This window comes from Proteus sp. fly-1008 (assembly GCF_040140305.1).
Taxonomy (GTDB): domain Bacteria; phylum Pseudomonadota; class Gammaproteobacteria; order Enterobacterales; family Enterobacteriaceae; genus Proteus; species Proteus vulgaris_B.
In genome coordinates this window covers 407,822-429,110 of sequence record NZ_JBEEWH010000001.1, presented here as the reverse complement: position 1 = coordinate 429,110, position 21,289 = coordinate 407,822, and the positions used below count along the sequence as shown (strand labels likewise).

The following is a 21,289-nucleotide window of genomic DNA, read 5'->3' as shown; positions in this document are numbered from 1 at the left end:
ATTAGAATAACCTCAAAAAGGATAATAAAAGGTGACATTATCATCTGCCATGCTCTATCAAGAAATAGAGCAATTATCGTTGCGGGAGCAGCAACGGTTAAGAAAACGTCTACGTGGCGTCGCTAAAATTAATAATGAAGAGTCCAAACAGGCGGTATTAAGTGCAATTAAGCAAGATATCACCACAGCACAACAGATGATAATTCGCCGCCAAGCTAATTGTCCTGAAATTACTTACCCAGAAAACCTTCCAGTTAGTCAAAAGAAAGATGCTATTTATAATGCAATAAGAGATAACCAAGTCGTTATTATTGCAGGGGAAACTGGCTCTGGTAAGACAACACAGATCCCTAAAATTTGTCTTGAATTAGGTCGAGGGATCAAGGGATTTATTGGGCATACTCAGCCGCGTCGTTTAGCTGCACGTTCAGTGGCTGAACGTATCGCTCATGAATTAAAAAGTACGTTAGGAGAATCTGTAGGTTATAAGGTTCGTTTTAGCGATCATGTTGGTGACAATACACTTGTTAAATTGATGACTGATGGAATTTTGTTAGCAGAATTACAGCAAGATAAACTGTTACTGCAATATGACACGATCATTATCGATGAAGCCCATGAACGTAGTTTAAATATCGATTTCATTCTTGGCTATTTAAAACAGCTATTACCTAAACGTCCTGATTTAAAAGTCATCATTACATCAGCAACTATTGATCCTGAGCGTTTTTCTAAACACTTTAGTCAAGCTCCAATTATTGAAGTATCAGGTAGAACTTATCCTGTTGAAGTGAGGTATCGCCCAATTGGTGGTGATGAACTGGATAGCGATAAGGATATGACTGATGGGATTATTGATGCTATTGATGAATTAAGCCGAGAAAGTGCGGGTGATATTCTTATTTTTATGAGTGGTGAACGAGAAATTCGCGATACTGCTGATGCTCTGAATAAATTACAACTTCGCCACACTGAAGTATTACCTTTATTTGCCCGTTTATCTAACAGTGAACAAAATCGAATTTTTCATCCCCATAATGGCAGACGTATTATTTTAGCAACTAACGTTGCCGAAACTTCATTAACTGTGCCAGGTATTAAATACGTTATTGATACGGGGTTCGCCCGTGTCAGTCGTTATAGTTATCGTACTAAAGTACAACGACTTCCAATAGAGCCTATTTCTCAAGCATCAGCCAATCAAAGGAAAGGGCGTTGTGGTCGTGTTTCTGATGGTATTTGTATTCGTCTTTATTCAGAAGATGATTTTATTTCTCGTGCTGAGTTTACTGATCCTGAAATATTAAGAACTAATCTTGCATCTGTTATTTTGCAAATGACCTCAATAGGATTAGGTGATATTGGTGCGTTTCCATTTGTACAGCCACCCGATAAACGTAATATTCAAGATGGTGTTCGATTATTAGAAGAGCTAGGTGCATTACAAGAGGGAACCGATAACAATGGCGCTTATCGTTTAACCCCTATGGGAAAACAACTTGCACAACTTCCTATTGATCCTCGTTTAGCAAGAATGGTACTTGAAGCACGTAAATATGGTGCTGTTAAAGAGTTGATGGTTATTACTTCCGCACTTTCAATTCAAGATCCTCGTGAAAGACCGATGGATAAACAACAAGCTTCTGATGAGAAACATCGGCGCTTCCAAGATAAAGATTCTGATTTCTTGTCTTTTTTAAACATGTGGGATTATTTAAAAACTCAACAAAAAGAGTTGAGTCATTCCCAGTTTAGAAAACTGTGTCGCCAAGAATTTTTAAATTTTATGCGCGTTCGAGAGTGGCAAGATGTTTATACGCAATTACGACAAGTTGTGAAAGAATTAGGTTTTCCAGTTAATAGTGAGCCTGCTGATTTTAGAAGTGTTCATGTTGCACTCCTAAGCGGTTTATTATCGCATATTGGACAAAAAGATGCAGATAAACAAGAATTCACAGGTGCAAGAAATGCTCGTTTTTCTATTTATCCTGGCTCAGGTCTATTCAAAAAACCGCCTAAATGGGCAATGGTGGCGGAGCTAGTCGAAACATCTCGTTTATGGGGGAGAATTGCGGCTCGGATTGAACCAGAATGGATTGAACCTATTGCTGAACATTTGGTGAAACATCAATATAGCGAACCTCATTGGTCAAAAGCGCAAGGTGCTGTAATGGCTAATGAAAAAGTAACATTGTATGGTTTACCTATCGTTGCCTCTCGACCTATAAATTATAGTCAAATTGATCCGCTTTTATGCCGTGAACTCTTTATTCGACACGCCTTAGTGGAAGGGGATTGGCAAACTCGTCATGCATTTTTCCGTGACAATTTAAAATTGCGGACAGAAGTTGAAGAGTTGGAACATAAATCCCGTCGTCGTGACATTCTTGTCGATGATGAAACAATGTTTATTTTCTACGATCAACGAATACCTCAGGATGTTGTTTCGTCTCGGCATTTTGATAAATGGTGGAAAGAGGCACAGAAAACATCACCTGATCTGCTTAACTTTGAAAAAAGTATGCTTATCAAAGATGATGCTAAACGAGTTAGTGCATTAGATTATCCGAACTACTGGCAACAAGATAATTTAAAATTACGCTTAACCTATCAATTTGAACCGGGCACTGCGGCTGATGGTGTCACTGTCCATATTCCATTACCTATTTTAAATCAGGTAAAAGACGAAGGTTTTGATTGGCAAATTCCGGGTATTCGTCATGAATTGATTGTGGCCTTAATTAAGTCATTACCAAAACCTATCCGCCGTAATTTTGTACCAGCACCTAACTATGCTTCTGCTTTTTTAGAGCGTGTACCTCAAGTTGAAGGTGATTTACTCGATAGACTTGAAAAAGAATTACGGCGTATGACGGGCGTGACCGTTGATAGAGAGAGTTGGCAACTCGATCAAGTTGCCGAACACTTAAAAATGACATTCCGTGTTGTTGGCGATAAAAATAAAACACTGGCAGAAAGTAAAGATCTCAATAAATTAAAAGAGAATTTAAAGGAAAAAGTGCAAGAAACATTATCGGCTGTGGCTGATGATGGTATCGAGCAGCAAAATCTGCATATTTGGAGTTTTGGTGATTTGCCTCAGCGTTATGAGCAAAAACGCGGTGGTTATTCAGTGAAGGCTTATCCAGCACTTGTTGATGAAAAAAATAGTGTAGGTATTAAGCTTTTTGAAACAGAAACTGAACAGCAAGCTTCAATGTGGGAAGGGGTACGACGGTTATTATTATTAAATATTCCTTCACCGATTAAATACCTGCATGAAAAATTACCAAATAAAGCAAAACTTGGTCTTTATTTTAATCCTTATGGCAAAGTGCTTGATTTAATTGATGACTGTATTGCTTGTGGTGTTGATAAACTTATCGCGTCTTATGGTGGTTTAATTTGGCAAGAAGACGAATATCAAAAGCTACAAGAGTATGTCAGAGCAGAACTAAATGATGCTGTGGTTGATATAGCTAAACAAGTTGAAGCAATTTTAACGCAAGTATTTGCCATCAATAAGCGTTTAAAGGGGCGGGTTGATATTAGTGTTGCTTTTGCATTATCTGATATTAAAGCCCAGCTTGGCCAGTTAGTTTTTCCTGGTTTTGTTACCTCTCACGGTTGGAAACGCCTTGCTGATATTCCTCGTTATTTAAGTGCGATTGAAAAACGAATGGAAAAATTGGCTATCGATCCTAATCGTGATCGTGCACAAATGAGCCGAGTTGAAAATGTTATACAGCAATGGCAACAATGGTTAGGCAAATTGACTGAAAAACAAAAACAGCAAGACGATGTACAAAATATTCGCTGGATGATAGAAGAGTTAAGAGTGAGTCTATTTGCTCAACAGATAGGAACACCTTATCCAATCTCAGATAAACGTATATTGCAGGCAATAGAACAAATAAGTTTTAACTAATTAAATAGTGACATGTTTGAACCCACGGGAACTTATGCTTCTTGTGGGTTTTTTTATTCTCTTGCTAATTAATAGCTACATATATATTAGTTACAACATACTATATGTTTCTTGATTTATACGCATCTAACCATCCGTGTAAAAAATAACAGCTTAGCAGGAAAAATTTTCTGACTTAAGTGAGATTGCTTTTGAAGAGAAGAGAAGAGAAGAGAAGAGAGGTAGAGAGGTAGAGAGGTAGAGAGGTAGAGAGGTACTGTTTTTTCAGTACCCCTCAGATTATCTTTAGTAAATAGTTAAGTAACCCAATGCCGGAATAGCGCCAAATAAGACAAGAGCTAACAGAATTTTCTCACTTGAGAGTAGCGGTTTTTTATCCTTATACTGTTTGCGTGTATATAAAAACATTAGGATACCAGGTGCGTAAAGTACAACAGATAACAATAAATTAATAACACCTGACGCATAAAGTAACCATAAACCATATAAACTTGCGGGTATAGCTATCAGTAATAAAGCACGGCTACTACGTGCAATAGCAACTTTAAATAGAAAAGCACCCACTAAGAAATAAGGAACAAGGATCATCTCTGAGGCGATAGTCAGTAGTGTGTTGTAGTTACTTCCTGTTAGCCAAATTAATACTAAAGAGAATTGAACAGCTAAGTTGGTAAACCATAATGAAGATGATGGTGCATCATTTTTATTTTGCTTACTGAGTTGTTTAGGAAATGAATGATGCAATGCTGCGATATAGGGAACTTCAGCGGCCATAATTGTCCAGCTTAAATATGCACCACAAACAGATAAAATAAGACCTGCGGCAATAATTATTTCACCCATACTACCAATCAGTTGTACAAGCAGAGGAGCCATTGATGGGTTTTTCATTGCGGCTAAATCAGCTTGACTGACTAAACCTTGTGATAAAAGTGTCACAAGAATATAAATAACCAGAGCAATAACAACAGCAAGTACAGTCGCTAAACCAACATCTCGTCGATTTTTAGCTCTTGCAGAAACGACAACGGCACCTTCAATACCAATAAATACCCATAGCGTGATCAGCATTGTATTTTTAACTTGATCCCAAACAGGAACACCCATATTTATTCCTTGAAAATCAAGGGTAAATATATCCATATTGAAAGCTAATAGGGCGACAATAACAAATAATCCTAGCGGAATAAGTTTTGCCATTGTTGCCATTAAATTAATACTGGCGGCTGTTTGTACACCACGTAAGATAAGAAAATGGACAACCCAAAGTAATATGGATTCTCCTATTAAGGCCTGCCAAGTATTCCCATCACCAAAAATGACATTTTCAGGGGAATCTGTAAAAAAACTGAAGGCTGCAAAAACAATAACAAGATAAGAAACGTTAGCGACAACTGCGCAAACCCAATAACCCCATGCAGAGCAAAAACCAATAAACTCACCAAATCCTTCTTTAGCGTAAGTGAAAATACCACCGTCAAGATCAGGCCGCAGGCGAGAGAGAAGCAATAAAGACGTGGCAAGAAAGAGTATCCCAACACCCGTTATTACCCAGCCGATAATCAATGCAGCAGGGCTAGCAACTTCAGCCATATTTTGAGGCAAACTGAATACACCTGCACCAACCATTGAGCTTAACACTAACGCGGTGAGTGATATTAAGCCAAGTTTCTTATTCAAGGATAATTACCTACGTGATTAAAATTGTAAATAAATAGCGTATTTTCTTATTTTTTGGTCAGTAAATAGAATAAATATGAATATCTCAAATTTAAATAAAGATAAAAACACTAAAAAACAGCGAGATTTTACGGAGAGTTAACTTGGTTGTCTATGCATTAAATCATAAAAATTATGCACTTTTACAAAATGTGGTTTGTTTGATTATATTTTGAGTAAAAAAAACCTCGCATAAGCAAGGTTTTTTTAAATTAGGAAGTTTTATTACTTGAATAAGTCAGCAGTAATAGTGACTGTACCACCATCACTTTGCCATTCATTGGTAATATGGTAATACTTGGCACCTTTTGCGGCAGCACGTTTAGCAACCTGATAAGAAATTTCTGGTGAGTTTACAAAGTATCCGCTAAATGTAATGGTATCAAAAGGATCCATTAACGCAGCCGCAGCTTTGTTGACTTCTTGGATTTCAGTGCCATCAGGTAATGTTACAGTGTAACGACCACCTGTACCTGAAGTTTGTGTATCAGCAAATGCACCTACGTTTCTATCAAAATCAGTGTTTGATGCAAGACCTGGTTTCTCAACTTTATTAGCAGCGACTCCGCCTTCTGCAATAAGTGCGCGACCGGCATCAGAATCATAGGGAACAACCGCTTCTGGTGCTTGAATAGCGCGTTTAGGTGCATCTTTTTTGTAGATATAAGCTGTAACTTCTTGGTTACCACCATCATTTGTCGATACATTACGTACAATAAAGAATGATGCAGCACCTTTTTTAGCTGCCGCTTTTGCAATTGCATCGTTAATATCCGGGGTTGTTGGGAAGTAACCACGGATAGAAACAGTATCAAATGGTTGTAACAGAATTGCTTCAGGTTTTGGTAATTCAGTTACGCCATGAAAAACACGATAGCTTTCTTCTTCTGCTTTGGGTGCATCTTTATGGTATAGATCAGCAGTAACACTCATGTTGCCACTATCACTAATATCATCTAGACCTTGAATGTAGAAACTATCAGCACCGACTTTATCCGCACGACGAGATACCGCATCAGCGGCTTCATAAATAGCGTTAAAACGACCGATAACTGTAATTCTTTCAAATGGTTTTAGTTCTGCAGCTTGTTCGGGGGTTAATTCCTGAGCAGCCTGCGCAACAGTGATATTAGTTAAAGATAACATCGCTGCTGCGATGACTGAGGTTTTCAGCTTCATACAAAATCCTTCCGCCTTGCGCAATTAATATTGGTCATGTGCTGAACGTAGTGGTTTATCACATAGGGATTAATTATTACATGTAATAATAGCATTTGTCGCATTATTTTATTTAGCGAATCACCACAGAGTCAAATGACCAGTATATGTTACCAGATATTTACCTGAATATAGTGAATAATTCATAAATATGCCTTTTCGACTAAAATGATCCAATTAAGTTCAATTTTAGCTTTACACAGATATAGATTATTGGTTTTATTTTCAGTAGGTTATTAGAGCTCCGATTAATGGCATGCATATTATTATTTTTAACATTTTTTTTGCATGAATGTGAAGTTAACGGAGAAGTTTTAACAGAACTCTATGGATAAGAAGGGAAAATTATGCGAATTGGTATACCCAAAGAGCGGCTTTCTAATGAAACAAGGGTTGCGGCAACACCTGCCACAGTAACTCAACTCATAAAATTAGGATTTACAGTCGCAATTGAAAATAGTGCTGGTATTGCTTCAAGTTTTGAAGATAAAGCTTATCAAGAAGCTGGCGCTGAGATCCTCGACCTCCAAAATGTTTGGCAATCAGACATTATTTTGAAGGTAAATGCACCGCTTGATAATGAAATAACATTATTACAAGAAGGTGCAACATTAGTGAGTTTTATATGGCCAGCACAAAATGCGTCATTGCTCGAAAAACTAGCTGAAAAGAACATTAACGTCATGGCCATGGATAGTGTGCCACGTATTTCTCGTGCGCAATCTCTTGACGCGTTGAGCTCGATGGCAAACATTGCAGGTTATCGTGCTGTTGTTGAAGCCGCTCATGAATTTGGCCGATTCTTCACGGGGCAAATTACTGCAGCTGGTAAAGTACCACCAGCTAAAGTGATGGTTATTGGTGCCGGTGTTGCAGGTCTTGCTGCGATTGGTGCCGCAGGGAGTCTTGGCGCAATTGTTCGTGCATTTGATACTCGTCCTGAAGTTAAAGAACAAGTCCAAAGTATGGGCGCTGAGTTTCTGGAACTTGATTTTAAGGAAGAAGCAGGCAGTGGTGATGGTTATGCCAAGGTAATGTCAAAAGCCTTTATTGATGCTGAAATGGCGTTATTTGCAGAACAAGCAAAAGATGTTGATATCATCATTACAACCGCATTAATCCCAGGAAAGCCAGCACCTCGTTTAATCACGAAAGAAATGGTTGATTCAATGAAACCAGGGAGTGTGGTTGTTGATCTTGCAGCCCAAAATGGGGGGAACTGTGAATATACCGTACCGAATGAAGTCTTTACGACAGAACATGGTGTGAAAATTATTGGTTATACAGATCTTGCCGCTCGCTTGCCGGCACAATCGTCTCAGCTTTACGGTACTAATTTAGTCAATTTACTGAAATTACTTTGTAAAGAGAAAGACGGCAATATCAATATTGATTTTGATGATGTTGTTATTCGAGGCGTCACTGTTATTCGTGCTGGTGAAGTCACATGGCCTGCACCACCGATTCAAGTTTCAGCACAGCCTAAAGCTACACCTGCTGCGAAACCACAAGAGAAACCCGTTGCTAAACCTGTTTCACCTTGGAAGAAATACGGCTTATTAGCTATTGCTTTCTTATTATTTGCATGGCTTGCCAATGTTGCACCAAAAGAGTTTTTATCTCACTTTACGGTATTCGCGCTTTCTTGTGTGGTGGGATATTACGTTGTTTGGAATGTTAGCCATTCATTGCATACACCATTGATGTCAGTTACAAACGCAATTTCAGGCATTATCGTTGTCGGTGCTGTACTACAAATTGGGAGTGGTGGTTGGGTTAGCCTCTTTTCGTTTGTCGCAATTTTAATTGCGAGTATTAATATTTTTGGTGGATTTACTGTTACTCAACGTATGTTGAAAATGTTCCGTAAAGGATAAGGGAGACAATTATGTCCAGCGGAGTTGTTACAGCGGCATATATTGTCGCCGCGATATTATTTATTTTTAGCCTTGCCGGCTTATCAAAGCATGAAACCTCTAAACAAGGTAACTACTTTGGTATTGCAGGGATGGCGATTGCACTGTTCGCAACCATTTTTGGACCTTATGCTGGCAATGTAGGTTGGATCATTATTGCAATGGTAATCGGTGCTGTTATTGGTATCCGTTTAGCTAAAAAAGTCGAAATGACTCAAATGCCAGAATTAGTTGCAATCTTACACAGCTTTGTAGGTTTCGCAGCTGTTTTAGTGGGTTTTAACAGTTATCTTGACCACAACACGGCAATGGATCCTGTGATGGTGAATATTCATCTAACAGAAGTCTTTTTAGGGATCTTCATTGGTGCTGTTACATTTACAGGTTCAATTGTTGCTTATGGTAAATTAAGTGGAAAAATGTCGTCGAAACCGATGATGTTGCCTAATCGCCATAAATTAAACCTTGCAGCTTTGGTTGTTTCTTTCTTATTGATGGTTTGGTTTGTTAAAACCGACAGTGTTGGCTTACAAGTTTTCTTAATCATAGTAATGACTGTAATTGCATTAGCATTTGGTTGGCATTTAGTTGCATCGATAGGTGGTGCTGATATGCCAGTTGTTGTTTCGATGCTGAACTCTTACTCAGGATGGGCAGCAGCAGCAGCAGGCTTTATGTTGAGCAATGACCTGTTAATTGTAACAGGTGCATTAGTGGGTTCTTCAGGTGCGATCCTTTCTTATATTATGTGTAAAGCGATGAATCGTTCTTTTATTAGCGTAATAGCAGGTGGATTTGGTACAGATGGTTCAGCTCCAACTGAAGAAGGTGAGATGGGCGAGTATCGCGAAACAACGGCTGAAGAAGTCGCTGATATGTTGAAAAATTCAACTTCTGTTATTATCACCCCAGGCTATGGATTAGCGGTTGCACAAGCACAATATCCTGTGCATGACATCACTGAAAAATTACGTCAACGCGGTGTGAAAGTGCGTTTTGGTATTCATCCAGTAGCAGGGCGTTTACCGGGCCATATGAATGTATTGTTAGCGGAAGCTAAAGTGCCTTATGATGTTGTATTAGAAATGGATGAAATCAATGATGATTTCTCTGATACTGATACTGTTTTAGTTATTGGTGCTAACGATACGGTAAACCCAGCAGCACAAGATGATCCAAATAGCCCAATTGCAGGTATGCCAGTGTTAGAAGTGTGGAAAGCTCAAAACGTCATTGTGTTTAAACGCTCAATGAATACAGGTTATGCAGGGGTTCAAAATCCTCTGTTCTTTAAAGAGAATACACAAATGTTATTTGGCGATGCTAAAGCTAGCGTAGATGCAATTTTAAAAGCACTGTAACTGTAATAGATACAGATAGTGAAAAGCCAGTCAATTCTTTGACTGGCTTTTTTAATGGATACTTTTAACAATCAATCGTGATCGCTATCAACTGTAATAGGACAGGTAAAACCATCAGGTTTGATGGCCAACAAATCACATTTAATATGGTCTATCAGTTGTTCTGCGGTATTTCCTAAGAAGGCTGCTGAAAGCCCCGTTCTTCCTAAAATACCTAAAACAACAATACCTGCATTTAACTCTTCACAAACTTGAGGAATAACTTGTTCTGGTAATCCTTCTTTAACATGTGTTTTCTCTTCTGGAATGCAGAATTTCTGACGAAGTTCTTTCATCGCAATAAGATGCTGACCACGAAGTGCATTGTTATAAAGATTAGGATCAAAATCAGGTAACTCAATCGCAATATTAATCGGTGCAACAGGATAAGCACTGAGTAGATGAACATCAGGGTCTTTTTGTATGCGATGAGATAAATCAGTAGTTAATTCGATAAGTTTTAGATTAAGAGCATCATGGTAAGATTCTTCATTTGATAAATTTGCCGCTACGACAATAGTGCCGTATTCAGGCCATTCTTTATCTTTAACCATCCAAACAGGGCAAGGGCATTTTCTAAGTAATTGCCAATCTAGAGGAGTAAAAATAAGAGAACCTAATTTATCGTGTTGATGAGCCATTTTTATGAGTAAGTCATGTTGATGTGCCACAACTTCTTCAATAATGGCTTCATAAGGGCGATTATGCCAAATGACTTTAATGTCAATTTCTATACCGGCTTCAAGGTAATAGCGAGACTGCTGTTTGATCCAAGCTGCTTTTTGACTAATAACACCTTTGCGCATTGCGTTGCGTTCATCGGGAGATAAAAGGGTTGTCATGTCATAGGAGAGATCATAAACAGGTAGAAAAGCTTTTATCCGCCCACCATTACGCTGAACGATATAGACAGCACGGCGAAGTGCTGGTTGGTCATCTTGGTTAGGATCAATGACAACGAGAAGGTTTTGATATTTTTCCATTGTAATATCCTCTTTAGGGCTGGATTTATCCATCTACAATTTAAAGATAACCCAAGAAGATAAAATGCAATAGTACAAAATAGAAAATGGGGCACAAATTTGTGTGCCCCATTATAAAATTAGCGAGTGAAATGTAACACAGATTAAACTTCAGCTGACGAAGGAAGTTTACCTGCTAGTTCACTTAATAACGTACCATCTTCGATGGTAATGTATTTACCTTTAACGCTTAACATGCCACTTTTTTGGAAGCGACCTAATAAACGGCTAATCGTTTCGACGGTTAAACCCAAATAATTACCGATATCACCGCGGGTCATAGTTAAACGGAATTCACGAGGAGAAAAACCACGCTGAGCGAAACGACGAGAGAGGTTATAAATAAAAGCAGCCAAACGTTCTTCTGCATTCTTTTTCGATAGCAGTAAGATCATCTCTTGGTCACCTTTGATTTCACCACTCATCAGGCGCATCATTTGTTGACGTAAGTTAGGCATTTTGCCTGACAGATCATCCAAAGTCTCAAATGGAATTTCGCAAACCATTGATGTTTCTAAGGCTTGAGCGAAACTAGGGTGTTCGGTATTAATAATGGCGTCAAATCCAACCAAATCACCAGCAAGATGAAATCCTGTTATTTGCTCGTCGCCTTCTTCCGTAATGGTATAACTTTTAATTGTACCAGAACGTATGGCATAAAGTGATTTCAGCTCATCACCTGCTTTAAACAAGGTTTGACCTTTTTGGATGGGCTTTTTACGCTCGATAATATTATCGAGTTGATCAAGCTCATGCTCGTTTAAAGTAAACGGGATGCAGAGCTGGCTAATACTGCAATCCTGACAATGGATTGCACAACCGCCAGATTGGATTCGGCGAACGACGCGTTTTTCTGGGATCATAAGCTTGCTCATTACAAATAAAAATATTGATATGCGTCAATTTTAACACATATTGCAGTAATTGGTAAGGGGAATAACGATACGTGTAGAAATAATTCTGAATGTAACAAAACATGTATCTTGATAAAAACGATGTTTTGCTTAAAGGCTTATTTAGAACAATTTGCGCTAACCCTATACTCAATTGGTATATTATTCGATTTTCTAATGAAGTTATAGTGCTATTACTAAATTATCCTCGTCAAAAGCCAAAAATGAAGGTGTGCTTCAATATTTTCTATCTTTATATTGACATTTAGTTTACGGCTTTACCTTAAATTCGTGTTTTTTATACATAACTCTTTCTTTTATTAACATAAATATAGGTAAAGTTAACTAGATGTATTTTTGATGCAACTTAATGCTAACTTGAATTAGCTTTTCCTTATAAAAAGTGGGGGATCTGCAAAGAAGTGCGGAAAATTGAAACATTCTATTACCTATTAAGTGGTATTGATGTACATCAATGAGGGTTTACCACTATATCTTATCATTTTCACTAATGAGAGTTGTTATGTGAGAATGATAAACTAATGAAAAAAATAGAAAAAAGTGAGAAAAACAAAGGGATGATGTCATTGAGCCGTCGCCACTTTGTTCAAACAAGCGCTGCACTAGTCACTGTGCCATTTTTCGCACGAAATGCATACGCTAATGCAGATAAAAGCTTACCAATGGCAAAAATAGACACCACTCCCGCTACTGTCGTAGCAACATGTAGCACTTTTGACTGTGGTGGGAAATGTGATATTCGAGCACATATAAAGGAAGGAATTGTCACTCGAATTACAACGAGACCCGATAATGAATTAGATGAAACCATGCCAATTATGCGAGCGTGTGTGCGTGGCAGAGGTTATCGTAAATTTTCTTATCATGCTGATAGATTAAAATACCCAATGAAAAGGGTCGGCAAACGTGGTGAAGGTAAATTTGAACGCATTTCATGGGATGAAGCAACAACACTAATTGCAGAAAATGTGACACGTTTAACGGAGAAACATGGTGCTGCAAGTCGTTTTTTAACAGTGAGCACAGCGGTAACAGGAGGGATCTTCTCTGGTGATACCATGATGAAGAAACTCTTTAACTTAACAGGAGGGTATCTTCCTTATTACCATTCAGTCAGTTTAGGTAACACCTTAAAGGTAACGCCTTATACTTATGGTATTGCCAAAACAGGTAGCTCTCTAGACACCCTTGAAGATACACCATTAGTGATTTTATGGGGTCATAATCCGAATGAAACCATTTTTGGGCATACTAACCATTATTTTCAAAAAATGAAAAATAATGGGACTAAATTTATTGTGGTTGATCCTCGTTATTCCGATACCGCCCAATCTCTCGCTGATCAATGGATACCGCTTTTACCAACAACAGATAATGCTTTAATGGATGCAATGATGTATGTCATTGTCACCGAAAATCTTCATGACAAACCATTTATTGATAAATATGTAATTGGTTTTGATGAAGAGCATATGCCAGAAGGTGTTCCCGCTAATGAGTCTTTAGTTGCCTATTTAACAGGCATGAAAGATGGTGTCTTGAAAACGCCAGAATGGGCTGAAAATATTACACGAGTCCCTGCTAACACTATTCGTCAGTTAGCTCGTGAATATGCCATGACAAAACCAGCCGCATTAATTCAAGGTTGGGGGCCTCAACGTCATATTTGTGGTGAACGTAGTGCCAGAGGCTCGTCATTACTCGCAGCCATTACAGGAAATGTTGGTAAGAAAGGAGCATGGGCAGCAGGATATGGTGGTATTGGTAATCGTCAATCTATACATGGGCCTAATATTGGTGAAAATCCAGTAAAAGCCAAAATCTCTATTATGAACTGGATGCAGGCTGTTGAAGATGCAAGTTCAGTTCGTGCTGAAGATGGGCTTCTTGATGCAGATAAACTTGATACTAATATTAAGATGATCTTCTCATTAGCAGGCAATTATTTAGTTAACCAAAATCCCGATGTGAATGCAGCAGCAAAATTATTAGCAGATGAATCAAAAGTAGAGTTTATTGTTGTTAGTGATCTCTATTTATCACCTTCAGCAAAATATGCTGATTTAGTGTTGCCAGAGACCAGTTTTTTGGAACGCTGGAACATAGGCAACACATGGGGAACAGGTAATTATTTTCTACTTTCTGAGAAAGTTATTGAGCCCGCTTTTGAACGCCGTTCTGATTATGAATGGATCACGGAAGTTGCTGAAAAAATGGGTGTAAAAGAAGCGTTCACTGAAGGTCGAAGTGAGAAAGAGTGGATTTCCCACCTTGTTGATACTAACAAAACACGTTTTGAAGATAGACCTGACTTTCCTAATTTTGAAGAGTTACAAAAAACACGCCATTACCTTTTTAAAGATGCTCCTTTTGTTGCATTTGAAAAAAATATTAATGACTTTGAAAATAATCCATTCCCGACACCTTCAGGTAAAATTGAGATTTTTTCTAAACGTCTTTATGACATGAATAATCCTGATATTCCAGCTTTGTCTCATTATGTGCCAGCAATTGAAGGCCCAGAAGACAAATTAGCAGAAAAGTATCCATTGCAAATGTTGACCTGGAAAGGAAAAAATCGAGCCAACTCAACACAGTATGCTAATCCTTGGTTAAAAGAAGCTCAACGTCAAGAGGCGTGGATAAATCCAATTGATGCTGAAAATAGAGGTATCAAAGATGGTGACATGGTGCGTATTTATAACGATCGCGGGATCACTGAGATCCCCGCATTAGTAACACAACGCATTATTCCTGGAGTTGTTGGTTTACAAGCTGGTGCTTGGTGGGCTCCCGATGAAAACGGAGTTGATCATGGTGGATGCCCTAATGTTTTAACATCGACACGAATGACACCATTATCACATGGTAACTCGCATTTAACTGTTTTAGTTGAGGTAACCAAAGCATGAGTGACTTTAAAGAATATGCACCGGTAAGCGATGAACAGCTCGGTTTCTTTATTGACTCCTCTCGTTGTTCTGGTTGCAAAGCTTGCCAAGTAGCATGTAAAGATAAAAATAATTTAGAAGTTGGCCGCCGTTTTCGACGTATTTATGAAGTAAAAGGGGGCGGTTTTGTACCAACAGGACAAGGTGGTCTGGTTAATAATGTGTTTGCATACACATTAACTATTTCTTGTAACCACTGTGAATCACCCGTTTGTGTGAAAAACTGCCCAACAACAGCAATGCATAAACGTGAAGGTGATGGCATTGTTCGTGTTGATACCTCTAAATGCGTAGGTTGTGGTTATTGCGCGTGGTCTTGCCCTTATGGTGCACCACAAATGAATGAAGAGACCGGACAAATGTCAAAATGTGATTTTTGTATTGATTTACTATCAGAAGGCAAAAATCCAATTTGCGTTGATACATGCCCGCTAAATGCAATTAAGTTTGGCAAGATTAAAGAGTTAAGAGCGAAATATGGTCATTTAAGCCAAGTTCAAGGATTACCTGACTTTACGATGACTAATCCAAATTTAGTTATCAAGCCTCATACTGGCGCGACGAAAAAGGGAGGAGTTCAAGCATGAATGAATGGCCATTAGTGACATTTACTTTATTCGTCCAGAGTTCTGTTGGCGTGACTCTTTTTTCGGCTCTTTATTTTTGTTGGTTAGAAAAAGAGATTGGTAATCAAAGAGCCACGATTGCTATGCGACCCGTGTTATTAACTGCCACTATTTTAGGATGTTTAGGATTATTAGCATCAACGCTGCATATGGGATATCCATGGAATGCTTTTCATGCATTACGCCATATTTCTTCATCATGGTTGAGTCGTGAAATCATATTTGCTGCTGTTTATCTTGGTGCATTATGCCTTTATACCTTAGTAATTTTGATTAAAGGACGTATGAACAAAACTTTATTAGCAGTTATTGGTTTGTTTGGCATCATCGATATAATTTGTATGGCATCACTTTATTACAACACATCAATGCTGACATGGATGCATGCCAATACTTACGTTATGTTTATCGGAGCATTATTTTCATCAGGTGCCGCGATAGCATTATTGATCACCGCATTGCGCGTTAAAGCATTTGTGAATGGAGAGTTAGCTAAACGAATTGTAATCAGTGCATTAGTCGTTATTTTTCTTGCAGTGACATTACGTATGGTGGAGCAACCCTTTTATTTAGAATGGATGTCATCAGTCATTTCAACTAATGATGTAATAACATTCCCTCATACGCCTATCATTGCGTATAATGAAACATTCGGATTAAGAATATCTGCATGGATTTTGTCAATTCTTGGTATTTTAATGATGGGATACAGTGTATGGAAATATCATAATGCTGTATTTACTTCAGGATTGCGCATGGTAATAGTAAGTAGCGCAACAATACTGATTGCAGAAATTCTCAATCGTTTTGCATTCTTTATTGTAAAGTAGTGGAGTAGTGATGTATGAGGCGTTTTATTAAGGTGGATCTTCCTCCTGAACCAATTATTAATGATAAATGTGTTAGAAAACGCCTCAAACAAAGCCTATGTGATAGTTGCTCTAAAGTTTGTCCTGTAGGTGCTATCACTTTTAGTCACCTAGAGGTAAAAATAGATAATGAACGCTGTTTTCAATGCGGTAATTGCCTATTTACTTGCCCTGTAGATGCAATAGAAAACATTGCACCTCATGAAAGAACACATCAGGATAATTATCTTGTTGTTAATCATGATGAACCACTAGCCAGTACAGAAGAATTGTTAGTGTGGCATCGTCAATATCACATTAGAGGAATGAAAATAGCGCAACCTTTAGTGGATAAATGGCTTCCTGTTTTAGCGAATTTAAATCTTCAACTAAAAACATTACAAGAGCCTATCTGGCAATTAATGATCATGGAACCTACTGATATTGATAGTGGACGTCGTTTTATGCTTTTTCGTCAAAAACTCGATGAAAAACCATTAAATAAAAACCAAGTAAGAACAGGATTAAATGCAAGAAAACAACTATATCCAGAAGATAGTTGGTTCCAAATCCAGTTAGATAACGAAACATGCATTCTTTGTTCCGCATGTGCCAAGGTCTGTGATGAAGGTGCGATTGAACTCGAAAACAATATATTCAAACTGGATGAAAAACGTTGCACTGGTTGTATGAATTGTGAAGTCGTTTGTTTTCCTAAATCTATTCATGTCAAAGAACATGTCGCTAAAAATAGCGAACCCACTCTTTACCACTATTATGATGCACACTGTGAAAAATGTCGGTTAGCTTTCTTATCATGGAAATCCGACGCAATATTGTGCCCGATTTGCATACAACATCAGAAGCAAGGTTGGTTATAATCTTCCTTTAAATACACTTGATCTATTTATTGCTTAATAGGCGAACACTTTTCTTAAAATAAATAAGATAAGTGATAGAAACAGCTTAATTAGCGTTAAACTCTGAGAGTGGACAAATTAAATGGGAGCATATGATGAATACTGTTTTACCTGCAAAAATGTTAGAGATTGCTATTACAGAACCTGGTGATATAGACAAATTACAAGCAAAAATATCATCCATTCCTTCACTTCCTCCTCATTATCTTTTAATTAAAGTTGCCGCCTCAGGTGTTAATCGACCTGATATTTTTCAAAGGCAAGGAAGCTACCCTCCACCAGAAGATGCTTCGCCTATTCCTGGACTTGAAGTTGCTGGAGAAGTAGTGGCTTTAGGTGAAGGCTGTACTAAATGGCAATTGGGTGATCGGGTTTGTGCTTTAGTCGCAGGTGGTGGTTATGCTCAATATTGTATTGCACATGAAGACATCGCATTGCCATCAATGAATTTAACGGATATTGAAGCTGCCGCATTACCTGAAAACTTCTTTACTGTCTGGGCTAATTTATTCCAGTTAGGCAAACTAAAACAGGGTGAGTCTGTCCTTATTCATGGCGGAACATCTGGGATTGGCTCTACTGCGATTATGCTCGCTCATGCTATAGGGGCAACCATTTATACAACCGTAGGTTCTGAAGAAAAAAAGGAAGTAGCTTACAAAATTGGTGCTGATTATGTCATTAATTACAAACAAGCCGATTTCGCTAAAGAAATTCCTATCTTAACTCAAGGCAAAGGGGTAGATGTTGTACTTGATATTATCGGTGGCGATTATGTCGAAAAGAACTATCAAGTTGCGAGCAAATTTGGACGCATAATACAAGTGGGCATGATGAAAGGGATGCCAAAAAATGTAAATATGATGCCGATGATGATTAAACGATTAATTCATACAGGCTCAACAATGCGTTCTCGTTCAGTAGAAGAAAAAGCTTACATTGCACAAGAATTAAAACAACATGTATGGCCATTGATTACTGAAGGTAAAATTAAGCCAATAATTAATGCCATTTTCCCATTAACAGAAGCAGGAAATGCTCATCAGTTAATGGAATCTGGTGATTTAATTGGTAAAGTTATGCTAGAAAATACGACTTATAACGTAAGTGATAGTAATCAAGGGCGTTAAATATTATTTGTTATAAGAAGTGATGGTTATTTTTTGTTTAAAAAAGCGAATATTCCGAAAAACACATGTTCAATTTATCATGTGTTTTTTTATATATTGAAGTAAAAATGAATAACAATTAAATAAATATATTTTTAGTGAAGCATAAAATTTAATATCTATCCCTTTTAATTGATACTGGGCGATAGAAATATTTATTTATTCTAATTAAAGTAGATTTAAGTATTAACCTTAGTAAAAATAATATCACATTAGCTGAAAAGTAACTTAAATCAAAATTGATAATAAAACAAAGAAACTAACAAATAAAACTAAATCATTTATCATTAGATAGAAAAAACTTTAGTTTGAATTGAAAAAATCTTAACTGATATCAATAAAATAAAGAAGATTCTTACTCATCATGTAGTATATCATTTGAATAGAGATTAATTATTTACGATTAATAAACACAATTCTCATTAAAACAAATAACAAAAATTTATATATAGGTGCGATGATGGCAAATCATAAACAAACCTGTCTGAGTGCTACAGAGCGTGTATACCATACCCGAACCGTTGATACCCTAGCATGTTATCATCGAGAGATGGCAAAAATATTAATGAATAGTGAGTATTCTTTTCCTAATGCAAATAAAGCAAAAAAAAATAATAGTGATAATTTAGAGACTAAAATAAAAAATTGTACGATTGAAAAAAAAGCAGTAGATAATGCTTATGACAATATTTTAGAAACACTAAAACAGCAAAGCAATTTTACTCAATCAGATATTGAGCCTTATTTTTCTCATCATCATTCACAGGTGATGCAATTGGCTAAATTCGGCTACCTTTCTGCATTGGCTTACAATTCAGATAATGTTTTTAATCACCACTCCCCCTTACAAAAACAACAAGAAAAGAAAATTATAGATGATCTCTGTAAATTAATTGGCTATTCATCGAAAGATGCATTTGGGCATATCACGACAAGTCATACCCTTGCTTGCTATGAAATATTATGGGCACTTAGAAATTTAAAAACATTACCAATGGCCATTGCCCGCCATCCCAAGTCACGAGATTTGGTTGCTGATAAAAAAGCATTTGAATTATTCAATATGTCTATCTCAGATATTTTAGCTATGGGTGAACAACTTCATAAACGTGAGATTTTTGATGATGTTAGTTATTTGACATGCCGGGGAACGGGTATGACAAAAACGATGCATTTAGGAAAATTGCTTGTCCCTGTTTCGCGTTTTGAATTTTGGAAGAAAGCAATGGATATATTGGGGTTAGGATATGACAACCTTATTGCATTGCCCATTGATGGATCATTTAAAACAGATACTGAAAAAATGCGTAGTATTGTTTTACGCCTTATTGAACAGGGTGAACCTATTTTGGGTATTATTGGCATGCTAGGATCTCCATCTTATGGCAGCATTGATAAATTAAAACCACTTTTTGAATTAAGAAGAGAGTGTGAAAAAAAATACAAAAATTCTTTTTATATTCATATAGATGCTTCACAATTCGGCTATATGAAAAGCTTATTCCTTGATGATAATTACGAACTTATTCCTTATAAGACATTGTGCAAAAAACTAAAAAAAGAAGCGCCTCTACTTGAATTAACCCCAGAAATATATGAAAGCGTCACACAACTTTCTCTTGCAGACTCTGTCTCTTTTGAGCCTTTTCAAGCTGGTTTTTCACCTTATCCCACGGGTGTCGTGTGTATTAAAGATGCACGCATGAGTCATTTTCTAACTAACCCACCAAGATTATGTCCAGAGCAAGCTGATGGAGTTCCCGAAATTGACGGTATTCAATCAGCACCCGCAGTGGCTTCAATGTGGAGTGTACATCAACTTTATCCCTTTACTTTATCGGGATATGGAAAATATGCCCAAATTCAATGGGAAACACGAGTCAAACTTGAACAATTCTTTAATCAAGCTCAAGCCTTTGAGAAAGAAGGGGAGCATTATTTTATTCGAGTTTTATCAGCATCTGATTTTAATAAATTGAATTTTGCAGTTGTGAAAAAAGGGAATAAATGTTTAGAAACACAAAATAAGCTGAATAAAGAAATATATGAGAACTTAGTTGTAAAAAGTCACTACAGGCAAGACTTAAGCTTACTTACACTTTGCGCTCGTAATAGTGATGATGCGCCTGCACAGTTTTGTCATGAGTGTTGTCTAGATAAAAATGAATGGGAAACAATCAAACATTTAAGTCTGTTACAACTTACCATAAAAAGTACACAAATAGGTGATAAACAACAAATTGAGGCAGGGTACCAATATATTAAGAAGGTCGTTTTATCTGCGTTAGAGAGATAGTTATAACAATAATTTTTTATCACTAAAAAATATTCACCCTAAAAAACGAAGATATGAGTGATATCTCATTATCTTCGCTTTTTTGGGGCTCTATCTACATTTAATGGTTCTCCTCACAAAAAAAGGTGACGTCGTCACTTATCGTTTTCTCTTTATTACTTGTAATCATCAGCTCACTAAAACAGAGCGACAACTACTTCCCTAAAATTTATTTTTTATAGCTATTTTGATTTTTTCTTCTTTTATTTCCACTGATAGCACATAAAAGCAAACTCGATAATGAGAATCATTCATAATAACTCTCTGTCTTATATGTATATAATCATAGATAAATCATATTGTTAAAGATAAAGTGGATTTAG

Annotated in this window: 13 protein-coding genes; 9 read left to right on the top strand and 4 right to left on the bottom strand. The window is 37.2% G+C overall.

Features of this window, described 5'->3' with window-relative positions:
• The first annotated feature begins 49 nt into the window (after nt 1-49).
• Nucleotides 50-3,928 (top strand): ATP-dependent RNA helicase HrpA, encoded by a 3,879-nt coding sequence (gene hrpA / locus ABN256_RS01985; RefSeq protein ID WP_349439201.1) that lies wholly within the window; start codon nt 50-52, stop codon nt 3,926-3,928.
• A gap of 285 nt (nt 3,929-4,213) precedes the next feature.
• On the opposite strand, the gene ABN256_RS01980 is transcribed toward hrpA, so the two are convergent.
• Together ABN256_RS01980 and ydgH are read right to left on the bottom strand one after the other, a co-directional pair.
• A complete protein-coding gene (locus ABN256_RS01980; protein ID WP_196552962.1) occupies nt 4,214-5,608 on the bottom strand; it encodes a basic amino acid/polyamine antiporter in 1,395 nt (464 codons plus the stop codon).
• A 264-nt stretch (nt 5,609-5,872) separates the two neighbouring features.
• A complete protein-coding gene (gene ydgH / locus ABN256_RS01975; RefSeq protein WP_196552963.1) occupies nt 5,873-6,826 on the bottom strand; it encodes a DUF1471 family protein YdgH in 954 nt (317 codons plus the stop codon).
• Between the two features lie 386 nt (nt 6,827-7,212).
• On the opposite strand from ydgH, the gene pntA reads away from it, so the two are divergent.
• On the top strand, nt 7,213-8,742 hold the full coding sequence (pntA, locus tag ABN256_RS01970; RefSeq protein ID WP_349439036.1) for a Re/Si-specific NAD(P)(+) transhydrogenase subunit alpha: 1,530 nt from the start codon (nt 7,213-7,215) through the stop codon (nt 8,740-8,742).
• A gap of 11 nt (nt 8,743-8,753) precedes the next feature.
• The gene (pntB, locus tag ABN256_RS01965) at nt 8,754-10,142 is read left to right on the top strand and encodes a Re/Si-specific NAD(P)(+) transhydrogenase subunit beta (RefSeq protein WP_349439034.1); all 1,389 of its coding nucleotides are present in this window, start codon (nt 8,754-8,756) and stop codon (nt 10,140-10,142) included.
• A gap of 71 nt (nt 10,143-10,213) precedes the next feature.
• Here pntB and uspE read toward each other — a convergent pair whose 3' ends face one another.
• Complete coding sequence (gene uspE / locus ABN256_RS01960) at nt 10,214-11,164, bottom strand: universal stress protein UspE (RefSeq protein WP_109408129.1); 951 nt, start codon at nt 11,162-11,164, stop codon at nt 10,214-10,216.
• A gap of 143 nt (nt 11,165-11,307) precedes the next feature.
• Entirely contained in the window at nt 11,308-12,066 is a 759-nt protein-coding gene (gene fnr, locus ABN256_RS01955; RefSeq protein WP_072068170.1) for a fumarate/nitrate reduction transcriptional regulator Fnr, read from the bottom strand.
• A gap of 572 nt (nt 12,067-12,638) precedes the next feature.
• Here fnr and ABN256_RS01950 point away from each other — a divergent pair.
• The 6 genes from ABN256_RS01950 (at nt 12,639) to ABN256_RS01925 (ending at nt 20,927) form a co-directional block, all read left to right on the top strand.
• Nucleotides 12,639-15,029: a DMSO/selenate family reductase complex A subunit gene (locus ABN256_RS01950; protein WP_349439033.1), complete on the top strand. Its 2,391-nt coding sequence runs from the start codon at nt 12,639-12,641 to the stop codon at nt 15,027-15,029.
• Nucleotides 15,026-15,655: a DMSO/selenate family reductase complex B subunit gene (locus tag ABN256_RS01945; RefSeq protein WP_196552967.1), complete on the top strand. Its 630-nt coding sequence runs from the start codon at nt 15,026-15,028 to the stop codon at nt 15,653-15,655. The genes ABN256_RS01950 and ABN256_RS01945 overlap by 4 nt, the downstream gene beginning before the upstream one ends.
• Nucleotides 15,652-16,524 carry a dimethyl sulfoxide reductase anchor subunit family protein gene (locus ABN256_RS01940; protein ID WP_196552968.1) on the top strand — a complete coding sequence of 291 codons (873 nt, stop codon included), beginning with the start codon at nt 15,652-15,654 and terminating at the stop codon, nt 16,522-16,524. The genes ABN256_RS01945 and ABN256_RS01940 overlap by 4 nt, the downstream gene beginning before the upstream one ends.
• 14 nt (nt 16,525-16,538) lie before the next feature.
• The gene (locus tag ABN256_RS01935) at nt 16,539-17,423 is read left to right on the top strand and encodes a 4Fe-4S binding protein (RefSeq protein WP_340893042.1); all 885 of its coding nucleotides are present in this window, start codon (nt 16,539-16,541) and stop codon (nt 17,421-17,423) included.
• A gap of 131 nt (nt 17,424-17,554) precedes the next feature.
• Nucleotides 17,555-18,592 carry an NAD(P)H-quinone oxidoreductase gene (locus ABN256_RS01930; protein WP_196552970.1) on the top strand — a complete coding sequence of 346 codons (1,038 nt, stop codon included), beginning with the start codon at nt 17,555-17,557 and terminating at the stop codon, nt 18,590-18,592.
• 499 nt (nt 18,593-19,091) lie between these two features.
• Entirely contained in the window at nt 19,092-20,927 is a 1,836-nt protein-coding gene (locus tag ABN256_RS01925) for a tyrosine decarboxylase (protein WP_340893041.1), read from the top strand.
• Nucleotides 20,928-21,289 lie beyond the last annotated feature (362 nt).